This is a genomic window from Actinacidiphila epipremni, from assembly GCF_012034175.1.
In the GTDB taxonomy this organism is placed as follows: Bacteria; Actinomycetota; Actinomycetes; order Streptomycetales; family Streptomycetaceae; genus Actinacidiphila; species Actinacidiphila epipremni.
Genome location: NZ_JAATEJ010000001.1, coordinates 15,051 through 38,183 on the forward strand (window position 1 = coordinate 15,051; position 23,133 = coordinate 38,183).

Annotated in this window: 14 protein-coding genes; 4 read left to right on the forward strand and 10 right to left on the reverse strand. The window is 74.1% G+C overall.

The annotated features are described in order from the left end of the window. Nucleotides 1–44: 44 nt before the first annotated feature. On the reverse strand, nt 45–611 hold the full coding sequence (locus HCN08_RS00060) for an Rv3235 family protein (protein WP_167980710.1): 567 nt from the start codon (nt 609–611) through the stop codon (nt 45–47). Nucleotides 612–751: 140 nt separating this feature from the next. Between HCN08_RS00060 and HCN08_RS00065 the strand changes: the two genes are divergently transcribed. The 3 genes from HCN08_RS00065 (at nt 752) to HCN08_RS00075 (ending at nt 7,297) form a co-directional block, all read left to right on the forward strand. Next, nucleotides 752–1,258, forward strand: a complete 507-nt coding sequence (locus HCN08_RS00065) for a DUF6912 family protein (protein WP_167980711.1) — start codon at nt 752–754, stop codon at nt 1,256–1,258. A 123-nt stretch (nt 1,259–1,381) separates the two neighbouring features. Beyond that, nucleotides 1,382–2,035: an HAD family hydrolase gene (locus HCN08_RS00070; protein WP_167980712.1), complete on the forward strand. Its 654-nt coding sequence runs from the start codon at nt 1,382–1,384 to the stop codon at nt 2,033–2,035. A gap of 297 nt (nt 2,036–2,332) precedes the next feature. After that, nucleotides 2,333–7,297: an NAD-glutamate dehydrogenase gene (locus HCN08_RS00075; protein ID WP_167980713.1), complete on the forward strand. Its 4,965-nt coding sequence runs from the start codon at nt 2,333–2,335 to the stop codon at nt 7,295–7,297. A 70-nt stretch (nt 7,298–7,367) separates the two neighbouring features. Here HCN08_RS00075 and HCN08_RS00080 read toward each other — a convergent pair whose 3' ends face one another. From HCN08_RS00080 to HCN08_RS00110, 7 genes are all read right to left on the reverse strand, one after another. Further along, complete coding sequence (locus tag HCN08_RS00080; protein ID WP_206318173.1) at nt 7,368–8,963, reverse strand: hypothetical protein; 1,596 nt, start codon at nt 8,961–8,963, stop codon at nt 7,368–7,370. 20 nt (nt 8,964–8,983) lie between these two features. Then, complete coding sequence (locus HCN08_RS00085; protein ID WP_167980714.1) at nt 8,984–10,525, reverse strand: DUF6020 family protein; 1,542 nt, start codon at nt 10,523–10,525, stop codon at nt 8,984–8,986. Between the two features lie 52 nt (nt 10,526–10,577). Then, nucleotides 10,578–11,276, reverse strand: a complete 699-nt coding sequence (locus HCN08_RS00090; RefSeq protein WP_167980715.1) for a class I SAM-dependent methyltransferase — start codon at nt 11,274–11,276, stop codon at nt 10,578–10,580. Next, on the reverse strand, nt 11,257–12,246 hold the full coding sequence (locus tag HCN08_RS00095) for a glycosyltransferase family 2 protein (RefSeq protein ID WP_167980716.1): 990 nt from the start codon (nt 12,244–12,246) through the stop codon (nt 11,257–11,259). The genes HCN08_RS00090 and HCN08_RS00095 overlap by 20 nt, the downstream gene beginning before the upstream one ends. Then, nucleotides 12,243–13,043 carry a glycosyltransferase family 2 protein gene (locus HCN08_RS00100; RefSeq protein WP_167980717.1) on the reverse strand — a complete coding sequence of 267 codons (801 nt, stop codon included), beginning with the start codon at nt 13,041–13,043 and terminating at the stop codon, nt 12,243–12,245. The genes HCN08_RS00095 and HCN08_RS00100 overlap by 4 nt, the downstream gene beginning before the upstream one ends. Next, nucleotides 13,040–13,543, reverse strand: coding sequence for a DUF2304 family protein (locus tag HCN08_RS00105; RefSeq protein WP_167980718.1), 504 nt, complete (start codon nt 13,541–13,543; stop codon nt 13,040–13,042). Before HCN08_RS00105 ends, HCN08_RS00100 begins: the two co-directional genes overlap by 4 nt. A gap of 82 nt (nt 13,544–13,625) precedes the next feature. Further along, the gene (locus HCN08_RS00110) at nt 13,626–17,258 is read right to left on the reverse strand and encodes a bifunctional glycosyltransferase/CDP-glycerol:glycerophosphate glycerophosphotransferase (protein WP_167980719.1); all 3,633 of its coding nucleotides are present in this window, start codon (nt 17,256–17,258) and stop codon (nt 13,626–13,628) included. Between the two features lie 188 nt (nt 17,259–17,446). On the opposite strand from HCN08_RS00110, the gene HCN08_RS00115 reads away from it, so the two are divergent. Continuing rightward, nucleotides 17,447–19,681, forward strand: coding sequence for a bifunctional glycosyltransferase/CDP-glycerol:glycerophosphate glycerophosphotransferase (locus tag HCN08_RS00115; RefSeq protein WP_167980720.1), 2,235 nt, complete (start codon nt 17,447–17,449; stop codon nt 19,679–19,681). Nucleotides 19,682–19,836: 155 nt separating this feature from the next. Here HCN08_RS00115 and HCN08_RS00120 read toward each other — a convergent pair whose 3' ends face one another. Continuing rightward, nucleotides 19,837–22,050, reverse strand: coding sequence for a bifunctional glycosyltransferase/CDP-glycerol:glycerophosphate glycerophosphotransferase (locus HCN08_RS00120; protein WP_167980721.1), 2,214 nt, complete (start codon nt 22,048–22,050; stop codon nt 19,837–19,839). A 110-nt stretch (nt 22,051–22,160) separates the two neighbouring features. Beyond that, nucleotides 22,161–23,123, reverse strand: coding sequence for a class I SAM-dependent methyltransferase (locus HCN08_RS00125; RefSeq protein WP_167980722.1), 963 nt, complete (start codon nt 23,121–23,123; stop codon nt 22,161–22,163). Nucleotides 23,124–23,133: the final 10 nt, after the last annotated feature.

Sequence of the window (23,133 nt, forward strand, 5' to 3'; positions counted from 1 at the left end):
CCGGGGGCCGGACCGCGCGGCAGCGGTCCGGCCCCCCGGCCGCGTCATGCGGCCTCCACGGCCGTGCAGTGCCAGCGCTCGGGCCCGTAGCCGGAGGTGGCGTGCGGCCCGCCGGCCTCCAGCCGGAAGGCCAGCGCCCGGAAGACGTCGTGGTCCAGGCACACCACCGCGCACACCTCCAGCGCCCCGGCGGACGCCCGGAAGGGGTAGACGCGGTAGACGAAAGGGGTACGGCCCCGGTTGCCGCGCGGGCGCCAGTCCGACCGCCGGGTGTGCAGCTCCCACAGCTGCTGGTACGCCTCGTCCCTGACCTTGCCCGCGAGCGTCGTCAGCGGCTGCCGCCCGGTCAGGACGTCCAGCAGGCGGCCGGCGAACCAGGCGTGCGCCGACTGCGGTCGCGGCGCCCCTGACGGTACGCGCCCGGCCGGTGGGCGGCCCGCGGGCCTGCGGCCGTCCCGGCGGGTGGGCGGTGCGGCTCCGGCGCCTCCGGCGGGGCGGCGCTGCGGTACGGCGGCGGGCTTCCTGGTCGGGGTGGGCCTACGTGCGGGTGCGGGTGTGGGCCCGGGCGCGGGGTCGGGGGTGGACGCGGCGGGCTGGTGCGGTGGCTGCACGGCGGTGGCTCCCAAGATCGTTACCGGCTGGTAGTCCGGTTCTAGGGGCCGCCAGTGTGGCGAGGCAAACCCGGCAGGGGCTGTTCGAATACGCCGCGGAATTCACCTGTGAGGATGGTTGCGCACGTATGCTTCACGCCATGCGCGTCTATATTCCGACGACTCTCACTGGACTGGCCGAGGCGTACAAGGCGGGTGACGTGGGGCCGGCGCCGATCGACGCCTACGCCGTGACGCCGAGCCTGCGCGAGTGGTACGTCTCGGACGACATAGAGGAACTGGAGTACGCGGCGCTGACCAGGGCCGCCCAGGCGTCCTTGCGGCTGTTGGCCGTGCACCCGGACGTGCCGCGCCGGCGGGCCGTCATCGCGGTGGACGTGCCCGACAACGCCGTGCGCTTTGACCCCGACCGCGGGCTGGACCCGGCGGCGCTCGGCGAGGTGCGGCTCTCCCGGCCGGTGCCGCTGTCGGACGCCGCGGCCGTCCACCTCGACGCGGACGACGCCGAGCCCGACGTGGCCGCGGCGGCGGACGCCCTGGGGGCGGCGGACGCCGGGGACGACGACGCGCAGTTCACCGTGGACGGCGCCGAGGACCATGAACTGCTCTGGTACGCCACCCAGGAGATCCCCAACCTGATCGGGTGACAGGTCGGTCCTTCGTTCGGCCTCTCATTCGTATGTGCGTATCCGTCCGATCATCCGACCGCGGTCAAAGTTATCCACAGGTCGCGAGACGGGGTCGCGGTTCACGCGAGTACGGTTTTTCCCATGAGCACGCATCTCGTGTGGGACTGGAACGGAACCCTCTTCCACGACATCGACGCGGTGATCGAGGCCACCAACGCCTCCTTCGCCGAACTCGGACTGCCCCCGATCACCCTCGACCGCTACCGCGAGCTGTACTGCGTGCCCGTGCCCAGGTTCTACGAGCGGCTCATCGGCCGGCTGCCCTCGGACGCGGAGTGGGAGGTCATGGATGCCTCCTTCCACCGCCACTACTGGACGCTGGCCGAGACCTGCGGGCTCGCCGAGGGCGCCGCCGAGCTGCTGGCCGCCCGGCGCGCGGCCGGGCTCACCCAGTCGCTGTGCTCGCTCGCGCCGCACGCGCAGCTGCTGCCGATCGTCGCCTCGCACGGCATCAGCGACCACTTCCTGCGGGTCGACGGCCGCACCGGCTCCTCCACCGCGGGCAAGTCCGAGCAGATGCTGCACCACCTGCGCGCGCTCGGCGCCCTCGACCCCCGCCGGGTCGTGGTGATCGGCGACGCGCTGGACGACGCGGCAGCCGCCGCCCACGTCGGCGCCCACGCCGTGCTCTACACCGGGGGATCGCACAGCAAGGCGGCCCTGGAGACCGCGGGGGTGCCGGTGGTCGACAGCCTCGCCGAAGCGGTCGAGCAAGCTGAGCGAATAGCGGCCTGACGGCAGGGCAGGCGGATCACCGCTGGTCGCGGCGGTGTCCGGGCCGGTTTCTGTCCACAGGGGCCAAAGACCGAGGGCGCATTTGTACGAAGGCGTCGCCTGACAGGGGCCCCGGACAGGGCGATAGCCTGGACGGCGTGATCTTTGATGATCCGTTTCCCCGGGGCCGGTCCGTGCCGATCGGCACACCGGACCCGGCATCCGGCATAGCGTCGTCCCGTAGCGGAAACCCCGCGTCGCGGTACGTCGTGCCATCCACCGACGTCACGCAATGGCGCGCGACAGGAGTCAGAAGAGATGCAGACCAAGCTGGACGAAACCAAGGCTGAGCGGCTGGAACAGGCGGCGCGGGTCGGTGAGCACAGCCAGAAGGGGAGACTGCCGGGTCAGGGTCTCGACGCTGAGGCCACGACCGCGTTCCTCCAGCGCTACTACCTGCACAGTGCACCCGAGGACGTGGTCGACCGCGATCCGGACGACATCTTCGGTGCGGCGCTGTCCCACTACCGCCTCGCCGAGGTACGCCCGCAGGGCACCGCGAACGTGCGGGTGCACACCCCGACGGTCGAGGAGAGCGGCTGGCAGTGCAGCCACACCGTCGTGGAGGTCGTCACCGACGACATGCCCTTCCTCGTCGACTCGGTGACCAACGCCCTGACGCAGGCCAACCGGGCGATCCACGTCGTGGTCCACCCGCAGTTCACCGTCCGCCGGGACCTGACGGGCAAGCTGCTGGAGGTCCTGACCGGCGACCCGCAGGCCGACGGCAAGGACCTGCCGCACGACGCGCTGGTGGAGTCCTGGATCCATGTCGAGATCGACCGGGAGACCGACCGGGCCGATCTGAAGGAGATCACCGCCGATCTGCGCCGGGTGCTGTCCGACGTACGGGAGTCCGTCGAGGACTGGGCCAAGATGCGGCAGGCCGCGCAGTCCATCGCCGACGAGCTGGCCGCGAGCCCGCCGCCGCTGCCCGAGCAGGAGATCGGCGAGGCGCTGGAGCTGCTGCGCTGGCTCGACGGCGACCACTTCACCTACCTCGGCTACCGCGAGTACGAGCTCATCACCGAGACCACCGAGGACGGCGGGACCGAGGACGTGCTGGCCGCCGTCCCCGGCACGGGCCTGGGCATCCTGCGCTCCGACCCGCAGCACCCGCAGGCCGACAGCACCCACCCCGGTCACCCCGGCCACCCCAACTCCCCGGCGTTCAGCCGGCTGCCGGCCGACGCGCGGGCCAAGGCCAGGGAGCACAAGCTGCTCATCCTGACCAAGGCCAACAGCCGCTCCACGGTGCACCGGCCGTCGTATCTGGACTACGTCGGGGTGAAGAAGTTCGACGCGGACGGCAATGTGACCGGTGAGCGGCGCTTCCTCGGGCTGTTCTCGTCGGCCGCCTACACCGAGTCGGTACGCCGGGTCCCGGTGGTGCGCCGCAAGGTCGAGGAGGTGCTGGCCGGCGCCGGCTTCTCCGCCGAGTCCCACGACGGGCGCGACCTGCTGCAGATCCTGGAGACCTACCCGCGCGACGAGCTGTTCCAGACCCCCGCCGACGAGCTGCGGTCCATCGCCACCAGCGTGCTCTACCTCCAAGAGCGCCGCAAACTGCGGCTGTTCCTGCGGCAGGACGAGTACGGACGCTACTTCTCCGCGCTGGTCTACCTGCCGCGGGACCGCTACACCACCGCCGTGCGGCTGCGGCTGACCAACATCCTCCAGGAGGAACTGGGCGGGCGCAGCGTCGACTTCACCGCCTGGAACACCGAGTCGGTGCTCTCCCGGCTGCACTTCGTGATCCGGATCGACCCCGGCGACTCGCTGCGGGAGCTGACCGACGCCGATGTCGAGCGCATCGAGAGCCGGCTGTCGGAGGCCACCCGGTCCTGGGCCGACGGGTTCGCCGAGGCGCTGACCGCCGAGTGCGGCGAGGAGCGCGCCGCCGAGCTGCTGCGCCGCTACGGGCACGCCTTCCCCGACGGCTACCGCGCCGACTTCCCGCCCCGGGTCGCCGTCGCCGACCTCCAGCACTTCGAGCACCTGGGGGAGGACGACTTCACCCTCAGCCTCTACGAGCCGGTGGGCGCCGCGCCCGAGGAGCGGCGGTTCAAGATCTACCGCACGGGCGCGCCGGTGTCGCTGTCGGCGGTGCTGCCGGTGCTCCAGCGGCTCGGCGTCGAGGTGGTCGACGAGCGCCCCTACGAGCTGCGCCGCTCCGACGACGCGCGGGTGTGGGTCTACGACTTCGGGCTGCGCCTGGACCCGGCGCTGGGAGACCTGGGCGACGACGCGCGGGAGCGTTTCCAGGAGGCGTTCGCCGCGACGTGGACCGACCGCGCGGAGAACGACGGCTTCAACTCCCTGGTGCTGCGGGCCGGCCTGGACTGGCGGCAGGCGATGGTGCTGCGCGCCTACGCCAAGTACCTGCGGCAGGCCGGCTCGACCTTCAGCCAGGACTACATGGAGGACACCCTCCGCACCAACGTCCACACCACCCGGCTGCTGGTCAACCTCTTCCAGGCCCGGCTCTCGCCCGACCACCAGCGGGCCGGCAGCGAGCTGACCGACGGCATCCTGGAGGAGCTGGACGGCGCGCTGGACCAGGTCGCCAGCCTCGACGAGGACCGCATCCTGCGGTCCTTCCTCAGCCTGATCAAGGCGACGCTGCGCACCAACTACTTCCAGCGCTCCGACGACGGGCAGCCGCACCGCTACCTGTCGATGAAGTTCGACCCGCAGGCGATCCCCGAACTGCCGGCGCCGCGGCCGGCGTACGAGATCTGGGTGTACTCCCCGCGGGTGGAGGGCGTGCACCTGCGGTTCGGCAAGGTCGCCCGCGGCGGCCTGCGCTGGTCCGACCGCCGGGAGGACTTCCGCACCGAGGTGCTGGGCCTGGTCAAGGCGCAGATGGTGAAGAACACGGTGATCGTGCCGGTCGGCGCCAAGGGCGGCTTCGTCGGCAAGCGGCTGCCCGACCCGGCCGCGGACCGGGACGCATGGCTCGCCGAGGGCATCGCCTGCTACAAGACCTTCATCTCCGGGCTGCTGGACATCACCGACAACCTGGTGGGCGGGGACGTCGTGCCGCCGGCCGACGTGGTGCGGCACGACGGTGACGACACCTACCTGGTGGTCGCCGCGGACAAGGGCACCGCGTCGTTCTCCGACATCGCCAACGAGGTCGCCGTCTCCTACGGCTTCTGGCTCGGTGACGCCTTTGCCTCCGGCGGCTCGGTCGGCTACGACCACAAGAAGATGGCCATCACGTCCTCCGGGGCGTGGGAGTCGGTCAAGCGGCACTTCCGCGATATGGGCCACAACACCCAGGAAGAGGACTTCACGGTCGTCGGCATCGGCGACATGTCCGGTGACGTGTTCGGCAACGGCATGCTGCTGTCCGAGCACATCCGGCTGGTCGCCGCCTTCGACCACCGGCACATCTTCCTGGACCCCGCGCCGGACGCCGCGACCTCCTACGCCGAGCGGCGCCGGCTGTTCGAGCTGCCGCGCAGCAGCTGGGCCGACTACAACAGCTCGCTGATCTCGCACGGCGGCGGGATCTACCCGCGCTCGGCGAAGTCGATCCCGGTCAGCGCGCAGGTGCGGGCGGCCCTGGGCATCGGCCCGGGCCCGGCGAAGGTCACCCCCGCCGAGATGATGAAGGCGATCCTCCAGGCCCCGGTGGACCTGCTGTGGAACGGCGGCATCGGCACCTACGTCAAGGCGTCCACGGAGTCGCAGTCGGACGTCGGGGACAAGGCCAACGACGCGATCCGCATCGACGGCGCGCAGTTGCGGGTCAAGGTCGTCGGCGAGGGCGGCAACCTGGGCTTCACGCAGCTGGGCCGGATCGAGTTCGCCCGCTCCGGCGGACCGGAGGGCACCGGCGGCCGGATCAACACCGACGCGATCGACAACAGCGCCGGCGTGGACGCCTCCGACCACGAGGTCAACATCAAGATCCTGCTCAACAGCGTGGTGGCCGACGGCGACCTGACGGTCAAGCAGCGCAACGCGCTGCTCGCCGAGATGACCCACGAGGTCGGCGACCTGGTGCTGCGCAACAACTACGCGCAGAATGTGGCGCTCGGCAACAGCATGGCGCAGGCCGCCAGCCTGCTGCCGGCCCACCAGCGGTTCATCCGCCGGCTGGTGCGGGACGGCCACCTGGACCGGGCGCTGGAGTTCCTGCCCACCGACCGGCAGATCCGCGAGCGGCTGAGCGCCGGGCAGGGCCTGAGCCAGCCGGAGATGGCGGTGATCCTCGCCTACGCCAAGATCACCACCGCCGAGGAGCTGATCAGGACCGGGCTGCCCGACGACCCCTATCTGCGCGGGCTGCTGCACGCGTACTTCCCCGTGCCGCTGCGCGAGCGGTTCGCGGCGCAGATCGACGCCCACGCGCTGCACCGCGAGATCATCACCACGCTGCTGGTCAACGACACGATCAACACCGCCGGCACGACGTTCCTGCACCGCTTCCGGGAGGAGATCGGCGCGACGACCGAGGAGATCGTGCGGGCGCACACCGCGGCACGGTCGATCTTCGGGCTCAGCGCGATCTGGGACGATGTCGAGGCGCTGGACAACACGGTGGCCGCCGACCTGCAGACCAGGATCCGGCTGCACTCGCGGCGGCTGGTCGAGCGCGCGACCCGCTGGCTGCTCAACAACCGGCTGCAGCCGCTGCAGATCGCCGAGACCATCGACGACTTCAGCGACGGGGTCGCCGCGGTGTGGTCGCAGCTGCCGAAACTGCTGCGCGGGGCGGACCTGGAGTGGTTCGAGTCGCTGCACGACGAGCTGACGGCGGGCGGGGTGCCGCAGGAGCTGGCCACCCGGGTCGCCGGCTTCTCGTCGGCCTTCCCGACGCTGGACATCGTGGAGGTCGCCCACCGCAGCGGCAAGGAGCCGCTGGACGTCGCGGAGGTCTACTTCGACCTCGCCGACCGGCTGGGCATCACCCGGCTGCTGGACCGGATCATCCTGCTGCCGCGGTCCGACCGCTGGCAGTCGATGGCCCGGGCGGCGATCCGCGAGGACCTGTTCGCGGCGCACGCGGCACTGACCGCCGACGTGCTCGCCGCCGGCGGCGACCTGGCGACACCCGAGCAGCGCTACCACGCCTGGGAGGAGCAGAATTCCGGCCTGGTCGGCCGGGCCCGCACGACGCTGGAGGAGATCCAGGGCGCCGAGGAGTTCGACCTGGCGAGCCTGTCGGTGGCGATGCGGACCTTCCGCACGCTGCTGCGCACGCACCGCTAGTCCGCTCGGCCGGCAAGGGGCGGCGGCGGTGCGGACGCGCCGCCGCCCCACCCGAGGGCCGGCCCCGAGGTCAGCGCGAGGGCAGGCGGAAGAGGCGTTCGCCGGTGGTGGGGGAGGTGGTGATCAGGACCGTGCCGGTGGGGGCGCGGGTTGCCGGGGGGAGGAGGAGCCAGGTCGCGCCGTAGTGGTGGGCCAGGGCGGTGCGGGTGGTGTCGGGGGTGCCGCGGGTGAAGTACGTCGTGAGGTCGGACCAGCGGCGGGCCCGGTCGGCCGCGGGCGTGGAGGGGTCGGGCCAGGTCGGGGCGACGAGGAAGAGGCCGTACGCGGGCAGGACGTGCTGCGGTACGGAGGCGCCGGTCAGGACGACCGCGCCGGGCGGGACGCGGTCGGCGACCCAGCGGTAGTCCGGCCAGCGCGCGGGGTGCGGGGTCACGGCGGGCAGCAGCCGCTGCGGCACCACCGCGCCGGCCTGCGCGACCAGCGCGAAGGCCAGCGCCACCGCCGAGAGCCCCGCGAGCGCCCGGCGCAGCCGGGTCCACGGCGGCGCCGAGGCCAGCTCCACGGCGAGGGCGAACTGGAGCGGCACGAGCAGCAGTCCCAGGACCCGGCCGTAGGTGTAGTGGCCGCTCAGCCAGCCGTAGCCGGCGATCAGGCAGTACGCGGCGAACATCCGGGCCAGCGGGTCCCGGGCGTGGGCGCGCAGGCGCCGGGCGAGCGCCGGGGCGCCGACGAGCGCGAGGCCGTACCACTGCCACGGGTGGGCGTAGAGCCGCCGGTGCACATGGTCCACCGTGGTGTCGCCGGCCAGCGAGAAGACGTCGAAGTACGGCCACACCGCAGCGACCGCGACCCCCGTCGCGCAGGCCAGGCCCCAGCGCAGCAGCACCGCGCGGGACCGGCCCGGCTGCCGTCCGAGGACGGTGGCCGCGATGCCGACGGCCGCGCCCAGCGCGGTGATGGGGTGGACGAGCAGCAGCACGCCGGCCGCCGCGCCGAGCCCCGCGTACTGCGCCGGCGGGCCGCCACGCCGGGCGAGCCGGTCGGTCCACGCCCACAGCAGGAAGGTCAGGCCCACCGCGAAGGTGCTCGGGTAGGACGCGCCGCGGGTCAGCGACCACAGCCCGCAAAAGCCGCTCCACTCCTTGCTCCGCACCCCCCACAGCAGCGTGAACGCCGCGAGCGCGTACACCGGCGCGAGCCGGCGGGCGCTCAGCGTCCTGGCGTAGACCCCGACCCCGGCGACCAGCACCGCCAGGTTCAGCGGGCCGGCCCACCGCACCATCTGCCACCCGGCGGCGCCGGTCAGCCGGGCCAGCAGGCCGAGCGCGACGACGTACGGCGAGTAGTACGGCGAGCCGGTGCCGGGCTCGTTCAGCAGCGGGTTCGCCGGGTGCAGCGGGCTGTCGCGGATCCGCTGGACGGCCGAGGCGTGCTGCCCGAAGTCCGACATGATCGGCGTGTGCCACGCCACGACCGCGACCAGCAGCCAGAACCCGCCGCCCACGACGGCGTACGGCGCAGGCCGCCACGCAGGCCGCCACGACCGCCGCCACGCCGGGCCCCGCCGGGAAGCGCCGCCGGCCTCCCGGGGCGGGCGCGGAGCCGTGGCGGCGTCGTGCACCGCCCCGCGCGGCCCGACCACCGTGCCGCGCACCTCACTGGCCATGTCCTGCCCCCGCGCCCGCGTCACGCCGCCGCCTGCGACCGCCGCGAGGCCGCCCCGCGGCGCGCCGGCCGGCGGTCGGCCGGCTCACCCGGCGGCCGGTCGGCGGGGTGCGCGGCGGACAGCAGCGGCACCGCCAGGAAGCCCAGCAGCACCGGCGCCGCCATGTAGCGGAACAGCCCGGCCGGCGTCGCGACCAGCACCGCCACCTGGAGCCCCGCCGTCGTCGCGGCCAGCGCCAGCGCCGCCCGCAGCGGCCGGCGCCGCATCACCCGGGCCACGATCAGATACGTGGCGTAGCTCCACAGCGAGCCCGTCCACAGCAGCCAGGTCAGCTCCGGCGCCCGCGCCGCGGTGTACGCCCACACGCCCGCCTTGTGCAGCGTCGGGGACGGCGCGGCGGTCCGCAGCGCGGGCAGCCACCTGCTGTGGGCCATGGGGTGGCCGGGCAGGGCATAGCCGAAGCGGTCGGCGGGGATGACCGGCGGCTGCACGTAGATGTCGGTCGTGGTGTGCGGCAGCGCCCAGCCGATCCGCGCCCGGCACAGATGGGCCGACAGCATCAGGTCGGGCCGGCTCTTGAGCACGTCCTTCCACACGCCCAGCAGCCTGCCGTTGAGCCGTTCGGCGGCCGGCCGGTCGAACGGCGGGGCCATCAGCGGGTCCACCCAGGCGCAGTTCGCGCCGCCCCCGGACCAGTGGGACAGCGGCGCGACCCGCGCCATCACCGCGAGGTCCGAGGCGCGGAAGGACTGCGGCGCCCGGTGGTAGGCCACCGCGATGTCGGCGTAGTTGAAGGCGTAGTACGAGCTGGTGCGCGGCTTGGCGATGCCGAGCGCCGGGTAGACCGCGAAGTTCAGGCCGAGCGCCAGCACCGTCGGCAGCAGCGTCACCGCGGCGATCCGGCGCCAGTACCGCCGCGGCAGCGCGACCAGCAGCACCAGCCCGGCGACGATCACCGCGGGGTAGGCGTTGTTGCGGAAGAGCGACAGGCCGGTCGTTCCGGCGGCCAGCAGCCACCAGTGCACGGCCGCCCGCTGCCGCAGCACCAGGTGCACACACGCCCCGAAGGCCAGCACGGCGGCGATGGCGTACGCGCTGTCCTTCCACACGAAGACCGCGAAGGTCCCGGTGGACGGCACCACCACGACCGCGAGCGGCGCCAGCGCCGCCCACCGGCCGCGTACGCCCAGCGCGCGCAGCCCGTGGCAGACATAGCCCAGGCAGGCCGCCAGCGCCACCGTCTGCAGGAACGTCAGCGCCCCGAGCCCGCCGGTGAGCTGGAGCGACAGCCACACCAGCACGTCGTAGACGACCGAGTGGTCGCTGCGCCAGTGACCGGTCGTCACCTGCCAGACGTAGGTGACGGTGTCGAAGCTCATCAGCCCCGGGTAGAAGGCCAGCCACCACCCGAACAGCACCAGCTGGCACACCAGCGCGACCGCGACCGGCAGCCGGGTGTGCGGCGGCAGCCGGTCCGCGGCGCGCAGCAGCGCGGCGACCGGCGGCGAGGAGCGCAGTGAGCGGGCGCGCTCGCCCGCCCCCAGGGGTACGTTCGCGGTCACCGGACTCCCCGGACTCCCGCACCCCGCCGCCCCCGCACCCCGCCGGCCGCCCTCACGCGAGCCCCCCGGCAAGACCCCCGGGAAGACGCCCGGCAAGACCCCCGGCCGGCACGGTCGCGACGAGCACGAACTCGTTGTGCGTGAAGAGCCGCCCGGCCGACCGCGGCAGCGGGAAGGAGTACGTGCGCCGCACCTCAAGACCGGCCGCCCGCGCCTCCCGCACCAGATCGGCGAAGCCCACGAACCGCACATGCGTGGCGTCGCTGGCGAAGCCCGCCTCCTGCGGCGTGATCAGCACCGCCTGCCCGCCCGGCCGGACGTAGGGAAGATACGTGGCCAGCAGCCGCGCACCCGTCGCGGCGTCCAGGTGCTCCAGGACGTGCGCGCACAGCAGGCTGTCGAAGTGGCCGTGCGCGAGGCCGGCGGCGGTGAATTCGTGCGGGGTGTACGCGGTCAGGCCGCGCTCGCGCGCCGCCGCCACGGAGTGCTCGTTGTGGTCGACGCCGACGCTGCCCTGCGCGCGGTGCCGCAGGTGCCGGCCGACCCCGCAGCCGATGTCCAGCGTCCGGCCCAGCCGCAGCCGGCGCAGGTTCCACCGGTAGGGCGCCTGGGTCGGCAGCAGCCGGCGGGACAGCAGCCGGGTGGTGTAGTCGCGGGTCCTGGTGTCGCCGGGGGAGGCGGGCCCCGCCGCGGCCTCACCGGTCGAGGTGCCGGCCGGGGCGGATGAGGTGTCAGGTGTGGTGCCGGACATCGGTCCCTTTCACGGGTGGTTCGGGTCGTACGGTCGCCGGGACGGCCCCGGCCCCCGGCGCGGGCAGCGGCACCCGGCGCGGGGCGAAGGCGTGCCGCAGCAGGGCCGCCGCGGCGGGGCGGGAGGACGCGGCGGCGGGCAGCAGCGTCAGGGCGTGCAGCCGCGACGACCAGTGCCGGCGGGCGGCGCGGGCGGCCCGCGGCCAGCCGTGCGCGGCAAGCCGGCCGGCGGTGGACAGGAAGAAGCCGCGCGCCTCGTCGAACCGGGCGCCGGTCGCGGCCTGCGCGGCCGACGCGCTCACCGCGTGCCGCCGGTAGCGGAAGCAGACCTCCGGGTCGGTCGCCAGCCGCCCGCCCTCCAGCAGCAGCTCGACCACGACCGCCAGGTCCTGGATCACGCCGAGGTCGGCGCGGAAGGGATGCCGGCGCAGCGCCTCGGTGCGCCAGCACACCGAGGGGAAATACAGCCAGTTGCCGCGCAGCAGCCCCGCCGCCAGCTCCTCGCCGCCCAGCAGCGTCGCGGCGGTGCGGACCCGGGCCGGCGCGTACAGCCACCGCTTCGCGGTGTCGGTGAGCGTCGTGCACGGCCGCCCCTCGGCGTCGACGACCTGCACGCCCGGCTGCACCATGACCGCGCCCGGCGAGCGGCGCAGCGCCCGCCGCACGGTGTGCAGATAGCCGGGCAGCATCAGGTCGTCGCAGCCCATCAGCACCATGTGCGGCGCCCGGGCCAGCTCCACGCAGCGGTTGAAGTTGCCGGTCACGCCGAGGTTGTGCGGGTTGCGCAGATAGCCGACCCGCGGGTCGCCGAGCCCGGCGAACCACTCCGGCACACCCGGCTCGCGCCCGTCGTCCACGACGGTCAGCCGCCAGTCGTCGCCGTCCTGCGCCTGGACGCTGCGCACGGCCGCCTGGAGCAGGGCGGCGTCGCCGTAGTAGGGGATCATCACGTCGAAGCGGACACCGCTCATCCGGCGCCCCCGGTGGTCTGCGGCATCCGCGGCAGCTCGGAGCGGGCCGGCGCCGGCACCCGGCGGGTGAGCGCCAGCAGCAGCACCAGGGCGGTGCGGGCGAGGTAGAGCAGCGCGCGGGCCGCGGACTGGCTGGGCGCCCCGGTGGCGCGCGGGCGCATCGCCACCGGCACCTGGCACACGTGGTAGCCGCGGCGCAGCGCGCCGACCATGCTCTCGACGGTGTCGCCCAGATACTCCGCCGGGTACCAGCGGGCGAAGAAGGCGATCATGTCGCCGTTGCAGGCGCGGAAGCCCGAGGTGGAGTCGGTGAGCCTGGTGCCGGCGAGCTTGGACAGCACGAGCGAGAGCAGCCGCATCGTCCAGCGCCGGGGCCCGCGCACCCGGTAGTCGCCGACGCCCGCGAAGCGCGCCCCCACCACGAGGTCGGCGCCGTCGAGGGCGGCCAGCAGCGCGGGCACGAAGCCGGGGTCGTGCTGGCCGTCGGCGTCGACCTGCACGGCGGCGTCGTAGCCGTGGTCGAGGGCGTAGCGGTAGCCGGTGCGCATGGCGCCGCCGACACCGAGGTTGTACGGCAGCCGGGCCACCCGGGCGCCGGCGGCCTTGGCGGTCTCGGCGGTCAGGTCGGTGGAGCCGTCGTCGACGACCAGGATGTCCGCCCACGGCACCGTCGTGCGCAGCTCCTTCAGGACCGGGGCGAGGCCGTCCGCCTCGTTCCAGGCCGGCACGATGACCAGCACCCGGCGCCCCGCGGGCCAGGGCCCGGCGCCCGCGTCGATTCCCGTGCCCGACCTCATCCGGAACGCTCCGGACGGCTCACCGGGGCTGGAGCTGGAGCAGGAGCAGGCGCGGGACCAGGAGCCGGCGCCGGGGCGGGCGCGGGCGCAGGGCCAGCACCAGCACCGGGACCAGGCCCGGGCCCTGGACCCTCAGCGGGCGGCGGAGCCGGAGCGGCCGGCCCGCTCACCGCGTCCAGCTCCGTCCTGAGCAGCGCGATCTGCTCCGCCAGCGTCCTGGTCTCCTCCTCCAGCCGGCTGGACTCCCAGCTCAGGTGCAGGCACACCAGGAGCAGCAGCACGATCCCGGCGAACAGCACCAGGCTCACGCCCGACTTGATGCCGACGCTGCCGGCGACCGAGTCCAGCCCCTGCGGGAACATCCCGAGCGGCACCACCGCCGAGCCCACCGCCAGCCACAGCGCGGCGTACTTCTCCTTCAGCTGGTGGCGGCGCAGCAGCTCCAGGATGCAGGCCAGCAGGACCAGTCCGGTGAGCGAGGTGATCACGGACAGCTGCACGGTGATGGCCTCCAGGGATGCCGAGGGTGCCAGGAGCGCCGGACTTGCCGGGAGCGCCCGGGGTTGCGTCCGTTCCGCCTCATCAGATCCGCGGCCCGCGCAGAATCAGATCCGCCACGCGGGAGGCGGCACCGCCGTCGTCCAGATGGCAGAAGGCGGCGCGGAAGGCGTCGTACGCGGCCCCGTACGGCCCGACGGCCGCCGCCGGGTCGCGCAGCGCGGCGATCAGCTCACCGGTGTCCGCGAGCAGCGGGCCGGGCGCCTGCGCCTCGAAGTCGAAGGTGAAGCCGCGCAGCGTGTCGCGCACGTGCCGCAGGTCCGGCGTCTGGAGCAGGATCGGCCGGCCGGTCACGGCGAAGTCCGCGAGCAGCGAGGAGTAGTCGGTGACCAGCACGTCCGCGGCGAGCAGCAGTTCGGCGAGGTCGCCGTGGCCGGACACGTCCCGTACGAAGCCGGTCGCGGGCACGGTGTCGGCGACCCGGGGGTGGGCGCGCAGCAGCAGGACGTGCGTGGCGGCGAGTTCGGCCTCCAGGGCGGCGAGGTCGGCGGTCAGGTGCAGCCGCTGGTGGCCGGCGTCGTACGCCTCGTCGTCGCGCACCGTCGGGGCGTAGAGGACGACGGTGCGGCCGGGCGGCAGGCCGAGCCGGGCGCGTACCTCGTCGGCGATCTTGGCGCGGTCCTCGCCGCTGAGCAGGTCGGTACGGGGCAGGCCGGTCTCGGCGGTCTCGCCGTGGAAGTCCAGGGCCCGGCGCAGCACCGGGGTGCTCTGCGCGTCGGGGGACAGCAGCAGCGTCCACTGCTCGCCGCGGCGCGGCTGCGGCCACATGTGGGTGAGGTCGGCGCACAGGGTGCCCGCGAGGTCCAGGCCGAAGCGCTTGACCGGGGTGCCGTGCCAGGTCTGCACGACGTGCTGGCCGTCGCGGCGGCGGAAGAAGGCCGGCAGATGGGAGTTGGTGACCACGCATCGGCTGCGGGCCAGCGCCTCGTACCAGGCGTGGCTGCCGGTCACCACGGCCCGCGCGGACGCCGGCACCGGGACCGTACGGTCGGCGACGGCCCATACGTGCTCCATCGCGACGCCGCGGCGCACCAGTTCGTCGTGCACCGCGCGCGGGGAGTCGTCGCAGCGGCGGCCGTCGAAGCTGCTGTAGAGCACGGTCTCGGTCAGCCGGCGGCGCAGCAGCACCGGGTAGCGCCGCTCGCGCAGCATCCGCTGCCGGTACGGGCCCCGGTCCGCGGCGGGCACGGCGGAGCCGGCGGCGAGGAAGAGGTGGTCGTGGAAGCGGCGGTCCAGCGTGACCGGCCGCGCGCCCTCCGCCTCCGGCAGGGTGAGCGGCAGCTCCGGCATGGCGCGCGGGGCGATCCGCACCGGGGTGCTGGGCGCGCCGGAGCCGGTCTCCAGGTGCAGATACCAGCGCCCGGCGTGCGGCAGCGCCCCGACGTCCACGGACGCCGAGAACCGGTCGGTGCCGCCGCCCGGCTCCCGCTCGACCCCGGCGCCCGTCCAGGCGCTGTACGTGCCGTGCCGCAGCAGCAGCCGCAGCGGCTCGGCGGCTCCCCGCGGCAGCTCACCGGCGACCAGCAGCCGCCCGTCCGGCGTGAGCGCCACCTTGTCCGCGACGGCCTGCGGCACCCGGTCCCGCACCACCAGGTTCCCGGCGGCGGTCCCCTCCACGCTCAACTCCCGCGCCCCGCCGCCCGGAGCGGCGCCCCCCGCCGCCTCACCCCCGGCCTGCGCGCCCGGCCCCTGCTCACCCGCCGCGGACCCGGCCGCCTGCGCGCCCTCCCGCCCCCGCGTGTCGTCCGGCAGGGGGTAGCGGCCCGGCGGCAGGTCGCGGTCCAGGCTCACCCGGGCGGTGCCGGAGTCCGGGAAGACGACCTCGGCGGTCCAGGTCGCCGTCGTCTCCGGGGCGACCTCCTTCGGCAGCCCCGTCAGCGGCGGCCGGGCGGCGGCCAGTTCGGCGAGCGGCACCACGGCCGCCAGCGGCGTCCAGCCGCCCGCCGCCTCGCCCGCCTCCAGCGGCGCCTCCAGCACCGCGCCCGTCGCCGCCTGCGTCAGCCGCAGCGCGACCGGCAGCGTACGGTCGCGTACGTCCAGCTCCAGGCGCAGCCGCCGGTCGCCGTCCGGGCGGTGGGCGGTCAGCCGGCGGGTCACGGGCTCGACGGACAGGTACAGCCGGCCGTCGTTGTACCAGGGCACCAGGCGGATGTCGTCGGCCAGCGGGAAGGGCACGGGGGAGGAGCCCGCGCCGGTCTCGGCGGCCCGCAGCGCCGCCGGGCGCACCCCGGCCGACCCCGTGAGGACCACCCCGAGCCGCCATTGCGCCGGCTTCCACTGCCCGTCGGCGCGCAGCCGCGCCGGGTCCACGGTGATCTCGAAGCCGGACCAGTCGTAGCAGTGCCGCTCCTGCGGCAGCTCGTCGGTGACCTCCGGCATCCGCACCGCCCGCACCGGCAGCACCAGCCGGCGCCGCCCGCAGGTCGCGACCGCCGTGGTCAGCTGCGAACGCCGGCTCCTGACGTCGGCGTTGCGCACATACGCGTAGCCGGTGAGGACCAGCTTGCCGTCCCGCCACCGCAGGTCCCGCACCCGGGCCACCACCGGCAGGTCGCCGCGGCCGACCGCGGTCGCGGCCCGCGACAGCGGCACCGGCGTGCCGTCAGGACGCACCACCGCGGCCCGCCTGAGCAGCGGCGGCCCGGTCAGGTCGAACACGGTCCGCCCGCCGTGCCGCTCGTGCGCCAGCACGTCCAGCAGGTCGTCCAGCCGGCCCTCCCGGATGAGCTCCCAGCGCAGCCGCAGCTCGACCGGCAGCGTCGGGTAGAGCGTCGGGTCCACCCGGCTGAGGAAGTCGCCGGCGCGGTCCATGAAGACCCGCCGGTAGTCGGGGCCGGCCATCGGCAGCGCCTCGATGAAATACAGCAGGTCGTCGGTGAGGACGGAGCGGTCGTAGTCCCGCTTGTGCCGGGCGAAGCGCGCCTGCGCCGGGTCGGCGAGGAAGCGCGAGACGCCGTCCACGGCCGCGATGCGGTCGGTGACGCCCTTGACGTCGGTGCGCCGCCGGGTGATCGAGCCCTCCCGGATCCGCCAGTAGTAGACGTGCTCGTGCAGGACGTCCACCGCGTCCGCCAGGAAGTGCGCGGGGATCGTCACCGGCGTGTCCTCGTACAGCACGCCCTCGGGGAAGGCCAGCTCGTGCTTGTCCCAGAAGTCGCGGCGGAAGACCTTGTTCCAGGCCACCCGGTCCGACAGCAGGGCGAGGTCGCGGGTGATGTGGGTGCGGCTGACGGTCTTCGTCATGTCGCGGTGCTGCCACGCCTGGCTGCGGCCCGCGGTGGTCAGCCGGTAGACGTTGCCGGTCGCGAAGTCCGAGCCGGAGCGGTCCAGCAGGCCGGTGAGCTGCTCGTACGCGCGCGGCGGCAGCACGTCGTCGCTGTCGGCGAAGGCCAGGTACGCCGTCGCCGGGTCGGCGTGCCGCGCGCCGGTGTTGCGGGCGTGGCCGAGGCCGCCGTTGTCCTGCCCGACCAGCCGGAAGCGGGGGTCCCGCGCGGCGAACGCCCGCGCGATGTCCGCACTGGCGTCCGTGGACCCGTCGTCGACCATCACCACGTCGAGGGCGTCCAGCGTCTGCGCGGCGATCGACCGCAGGCACTCCTCCAGATACTGCTCGACGTTGTGGACGGGGACGACCACGGTCAGGCGGGGCGGCGTCATGGGTCGGCAACGCTCCTTTCTCGGCGGCGGCGGCAGACCATGCCGTGTGTCCAACTCCGCCCGCCGGGAGCGGTCACCGAAGGTAGGCCGAACGAGCGACACGGCCGCGCAAATCGACACACGGTGCCCGGCTGATTACCCTCGGACGTTATCCCGTTCCGGTTACCGCCGATCTGTCCAGGATGGTCATGCCACGTTTCAGCGTCGTCGTCCCCGCCCACCGCGTGCAGGGCTTCCTGCGCCCCTGCCTGGAGTCCGTCCTCGGACAGTCCTTCGGCGACCTTGAGGTGATCGCGGTCGACGACGCCTCACCCGACGCGACCGGCGCGGTCGTCGCCGACCTCGCCGCCGCGGACCCGCGCGTCGTCCCGGTGCGCATGGACCGCAACGCCGGGACCGGACCCGCGCGGGACGCCGGCGCCGCCACCGCCACCGGCGACTACCTGCTCTTCCTCGACGCCGACGACCTCATGGCGCCCGGCGCGCTCGCCGCGATCGACGCGAGGCTCACCCGCACCGGCGACCCCGACGTGCTGCTGTTCGACCACGAGCGCTTCACCGTGTGGGAGAACGTCCTGGAAAGCGGCGACGCCGGCATCCTGGCCGCGGTCGGCCCGGACGTCTTCACCGCCGCGGACCGGCCGGACTGCCTGGGCCTCTTCCCCGCCGTGTGGAACCGCGCGGTGCGCCGCGACCACTGGGCCGCGCGCGGCCTGGCCTTCGGCGACGCCCCCTACGCCGACCTCGCCCTGGCCACCCGGGAGCTGACGGGCGCGCAGCGCATCGCGTGCCTGGACCGGGTGTGTGTGCGGTGGCGCAAACGCCGCTCCGGGAGCCTGAGCACCACGCCCGGGCCGCACCACCTGGCCGTCCTGGACGCCTACGAGGAGCTGTTCGCCGAGGTCACCGAGCCGGCCCAGCGGGCGGCGCTGTACGGGCAGATGGCCGCGGTGCTCATGGCCGTGGGCGAGGACCGGCTCACGGCGGGCGGCGAGGCCGCCTTCGTCCGCCGGGCCGGCAAGCTGCTCACCGCGCACCGCCCGGCCGGCTGGTCGGCGCCCGAGGCGAAGGAGGCGCTGTGGGTACGGGCCGCGGGCACCGGCTCCTACCCGCGCTACCGCGCCGCGATGGGCCTGCGGGCACTCGCCGCGGGCGCCGTCAAGCGGCTGCGGGCGCAGCGGCACGGGCTGGCCCGCGCGGTCTACCAGCGCTACTACCGGATGCGGCTGCGCCGGCCGGTCGACCCCCACCTGGTGGTCTACGCGGCCTACTGGAACCGCGGCGTCGCGTGCAACCCCGCGGCGATCTACCGCAAGGCGCAGGAGATCGCCCCGCACCTGCACGGCGTGTGGGTCGTCGGCAGGCGCGACCGGGAGGCGCTGCCGCCCGGCGTGGACCACGTCGTGGTCAACACCCGCCGCTACTGGGACGTGCTGGCCCGCGCCCGCTACCTGGTCAACAACGCGAACTTCACCGGGAACGTCGTCAAGCGCCCCGAGCAGACGTACGTCCAGACGCACCACGGCACGCCGCTCAAGCACATGGGCATGGACCTGCGGGCCCGGCCCGCGGTCGGCAAGGGCATGAGCTTCGGACGGCTGCTGGACCACGCCGACCAGTGGGACTACTCGCTGGTCGCCAACCAGCACTCCGCGGAGGTCTTCGACCGGGTCTACCCCAGCGGCTACGCCACGCTCCCCTCGGGCTACCCGCGCAACGACGTCTTCTACACCGCGGGGCCGGACGAGGTCCGGCGGGCCCGGCAGGCGCTCGGGCTCGCCGACGGCACGACGGCGATCCTCTACGCGCCGACGCACCGCGACTACCAGCGCGAGTTCGTGCTGCCGCTGGACCTGGAACGGCTCGCGCGGGAGCTCGGCCCGGGGTACACCCTGCTCGTGCGGGCGCACTACTTCTACGGCGCGAGCCCCGAACTGGAGGCGCTGCACGCGGCCGGGGCGGTCGTGGACGTCTCCGGCCACCCGAGCGTGGAGGAGCTGTGCCTGGCCTCGGACGCGCTCGTCACGGACTTCTCGTCGCTGATGTTCGACTACGCCAACCTCGACCGGCCGATCCTGGTCCACGCGGCGGACTGGGCGGCGTACTCCGCCGCGCGGGGCGTCTACTTCGACCTGCTGTCCGGCCGGCCGGGCGAGACACCGGGCGTCGTCGCGCACGACGAGTCCGCGCTGGCCCGGGCGTTCCACTCCGGGGAGTGGGCGGACGAGCCCGCGAATGCCCTGCGGGCCGCGTTCAGGTTGCGCTTCTGCTCCTACGACGACGGCCTGGCGGCCGAGCGCGTCGTGCGCCGCGTCTTCCTGTCGGAGGACCAGCTCCTGCCCTACCGCCCCCTGCCGGACCGTCACCCGGCGCCCGCGCCGGCCTCGTCGGACCCGTCCCCCGCGACGGTCCCGGCGCCCTGACCCCCCAGGCTGCCCCTGTCCCTCATCGCGGGACCTTCCCCGGTGGTGGGTTGCGCGCGCCGTTCCCCGCGCCCCTGAAAAACGCACCCGGCGCGGTTGATGCCCGCGCCTACGGCGCAGGGCGACCACCAGGGGCAGCCCGCAGGGTCGGGGGCTCAGTGGGGTTGGCGGTCCGCTGCGGGGGTGAGGGGAGCCGGGGTGGGGAGAGGCGCGGGGAGGCCGGCCTCCTCGGAGAGAAAGACCCTGCGGACGACGCGTTCGGCGGCGTGGCCGTCGTCGTAGGGGCAGAAGCGGTGGCGGAAGGCGGCCCGCAGGGCGGTGGCGCGGGGGCTCGACCAGGAGCCGGTCGCGAAGATGTCGGTGAGCTCCTCCTGCGTGCGGGCCACCGGGCCCGGCGGTGCGGCGGTGACGTCGAAGTAGACGCCGCGGGTCGCGCGGTAGGTCTCCCAGTCGGGGACGTACAGGACGATCGGCCGGTCGAGGCCCGCGTAGTCGAACATCAGCGACGAGTAGTCGGTGATGAGCCCGTCGGAGGCCAGGCACACCTCCTCCGCCGAGGGGTGCGCGGAGACGTCGATGATGCGCGGGTGCCCGGCGGCGCCGATCGTGCCGGGCGGGTGGAAGTAGTGCGCCCGCAGCAGCAGCGTGACGCCGGGGCCCAGCTCCTCGGCGAGCCGGGGCAGGTCCAGGGCGGGGCGGAAGCCCGGGTCGTAGTCGCGGTGCGTGGGGGCGTAGAGGAGCGCCGTGGAGGTGCGGGGGATGCCGAGCGCGTCACGCAGGGCGAGGACCTCCTGCGGGCCGGCCCGGTGGAAGACGTCGGTGCGCGGCTGGCCGTATTCGAGGCAGGTGAAGGCCGCGGGGTAGGCGCGCTCCCACACCAGGCTGGAGTGCCGGCTCGCCGAGACGCTGTAGTCCCAGCGGTCGACGTGCCGCAGCAGCCGCTCGAAGTCCGTGCCGTGCGCGGCGGCGGGGTGCTGGAGCAGGTCGATGCCCATGTGCTTGAGCGGCGTGCCGTGGTGGGTCTGCACATTCACCTGCCCGGGCCGCTTGGCGTACCGGTGGTGGAAGTTGACATTGCTGACCAGGTACGACGCCCGCGCCATCGCCTTCCAGCAGGCCGCCGAGCCCGGCTCCAGCCGGCGCACGCCGGCCGGCAGCGTGTGCGCGTACTCCTGCGTCGTGATCCACGCGGTGCGCATGTGCGGGGCCAGCCGGCGCAGCGTCGCCTCGATCGCGGCGGGGTTGCAGGCGTAACCGCGGTTCCAGTAGGCGGAGAAGACCGCGAGGTCCGGGTCGAGCGGGCGGCGCCGCTGGAAGAGGTAGTACGCGTGCAGCGCCGCCGTGCGCAGCCGCCCCCGCGCGCTGCGGGCCCGGCGCAGCACCCGCAGCCGCAGCCGGTGCAGCCCGCCGAGGGCCTGGAAGGTGCGCCGGGCGCCCAGCGCGATGAGCAGGTAGCGCACCCCGCTGCGCCGGCCGGGCGCGAGCGGGAAGTCCGCCGGCCGCAGCTTGCGGTACTGCGCCCGGCAGCGGCGGAAGAACTCCGGGCGCGAGGAGCGCGGCAGCCGGTCGGGCAGCGTGAAGATCGTCGAGAGGTGGTCCAGCATCCGCCGGAAGAGCACCGTGCGCCACCGCTCCAGCTCGGGGTGCGCGTCCAGGAAGGCGAACAGCAGGTCGTACTGCCGGAAGATCTCGAAGTGCCGGCGGCTGGTGGTGCGCAGGATGCCGCGTCTGCGCCGCTGCCGGTAGTGCACGCACACCTGGTCCAGCAGCGCGATGGTCTGCGCGGTCATCAGCGCCGGGTACGTCCAGGGGGTGTCCTCGTAGTAGCCGGCCGGGAAGGCCAGCCCGGTGCGGGCGAGGAAGTCGCGGCGGTAGGCCTTGTTCCAGGCGACCATGATCAGCCGCAGCAGCTCGGGCCGGTCGGCGAGCGGGAAGACCTGCGGGTCGCGCTGCGCCAGCAGCGCCGCGAACTGGTTGCGCTCGGCGCGGCCGTTCCAGTACGTGCGGTCGTAGTCGAAGATCAGCAGGTCGGGGCGGCCGGTGGCGTCGATGCGGGCGGCGATGGAGCGCAGCGCGTCCGGCGCGTACGTGTCGTCGCTGTCGAGGAAGAGCACGTACTCGCCGGTGGCGCGGGCGAGCCCGGCGTTGCGCGCGGGACCGAGCCCGGCGTTCTCGGTCAGGTGCAGCACGCTCACCCGCGGGTCGCGGGCCGCGTACGCGTCGGCGATCTCCCCGCTGCCGTCCGGCGAGCAGTCGTCCACCACGATGACCTCGACGTCGCCGAAGGACTGGTCGAGGACGGAGTCCAGGCACGCGTGCAGATACGCCTGCACGCCGTAGACGGGCACGATGACGCTGAAGCGGGGCACAGCAGCACATCCAGGTTCGCGGGGGGGGGTACGGGACGGCACGACCACATCCGCGGTGAAATGCGGTGTGTGATGGTGTATATCCTGCGAACGCGCGGCTGCCCCGCTGGTTACGCCTGGTGGCGCAGCGCCGTACGAAGCCTTACGAAGCCTTTGGACACGAACGGCGGCAGCACGTTCAGCGCGAACCGCCGCAGCGGCGAGCGGCGCCGTACGGCGGCCGGCGCGGGCGGCGCCTGCGCCGGTACGGGCGGCTGCTCGGGCACGGCCTCGGGCGCCGGCTCCTCGGGAAGGTGCCGGGAGACCGGGTGCGGCGGCGTGGTGACCGCGCCCTTCGGCTTGATCCGCACCAGCTGCCCGCCGGCCACCGCCTCCACGCCGTGCCACAGGTCCTCGCGCCCGGCCAGGAACTCCAGCAGCGCCTCGCGCACCGGCCCCGGATCACCCCATGTCCCGTACAGCTTGGTGCCGGTCACGCACACCGGGTTGAGGCCGCCGGTGGCCACCGCCGCCCACACCGCGGCGGCCACCCCCGGGCAGTGCTCGGAGCGGTAGTCGTCGAGCGCCACGATGCCGTGCGGGTGCAGCAGCGCCCGGGCGCTGTCGATGTCGCCGCGCACATGCTCGTACAGATGCGAGCCGTCGATGTGCGCGAAGCGGACGCTGGAGGCCGCGACCCGGTCCGGCACCAGCGAGGACAGCCCCTGCACGACGGCCGGCAGCTCGTCGTGGAAGGACAGGTAATTTGCCTCGAACGAGCGACGGGTGAGCGTCGAATAGGAGTAGCGCATCTCCGCGGAGTTCGCGTCGTCCTGCGCCGGCGAATCGAACAGGTCGCATACGGTGAAGGTCTCGCCCGGCCGCAGGTACCCGCCCGCGAAGATGGCGCTCTTGCCCATGTACGCGCCGATCTCCAGCAGGTCGCCCGGCTCGGTCAGCTCCTGCTGGCGGCCCAGGAACCAGTCGAAGAGCACCTGGTCGACGGGGAAGAACCAGCCCTTGACGTCGTCCAGGCAGGTGGGCGCGGGAAGCCGCTCGCCGGCCGGATCGGCGGCGGTGGGGGAGAGCGTCATACGGGGATCC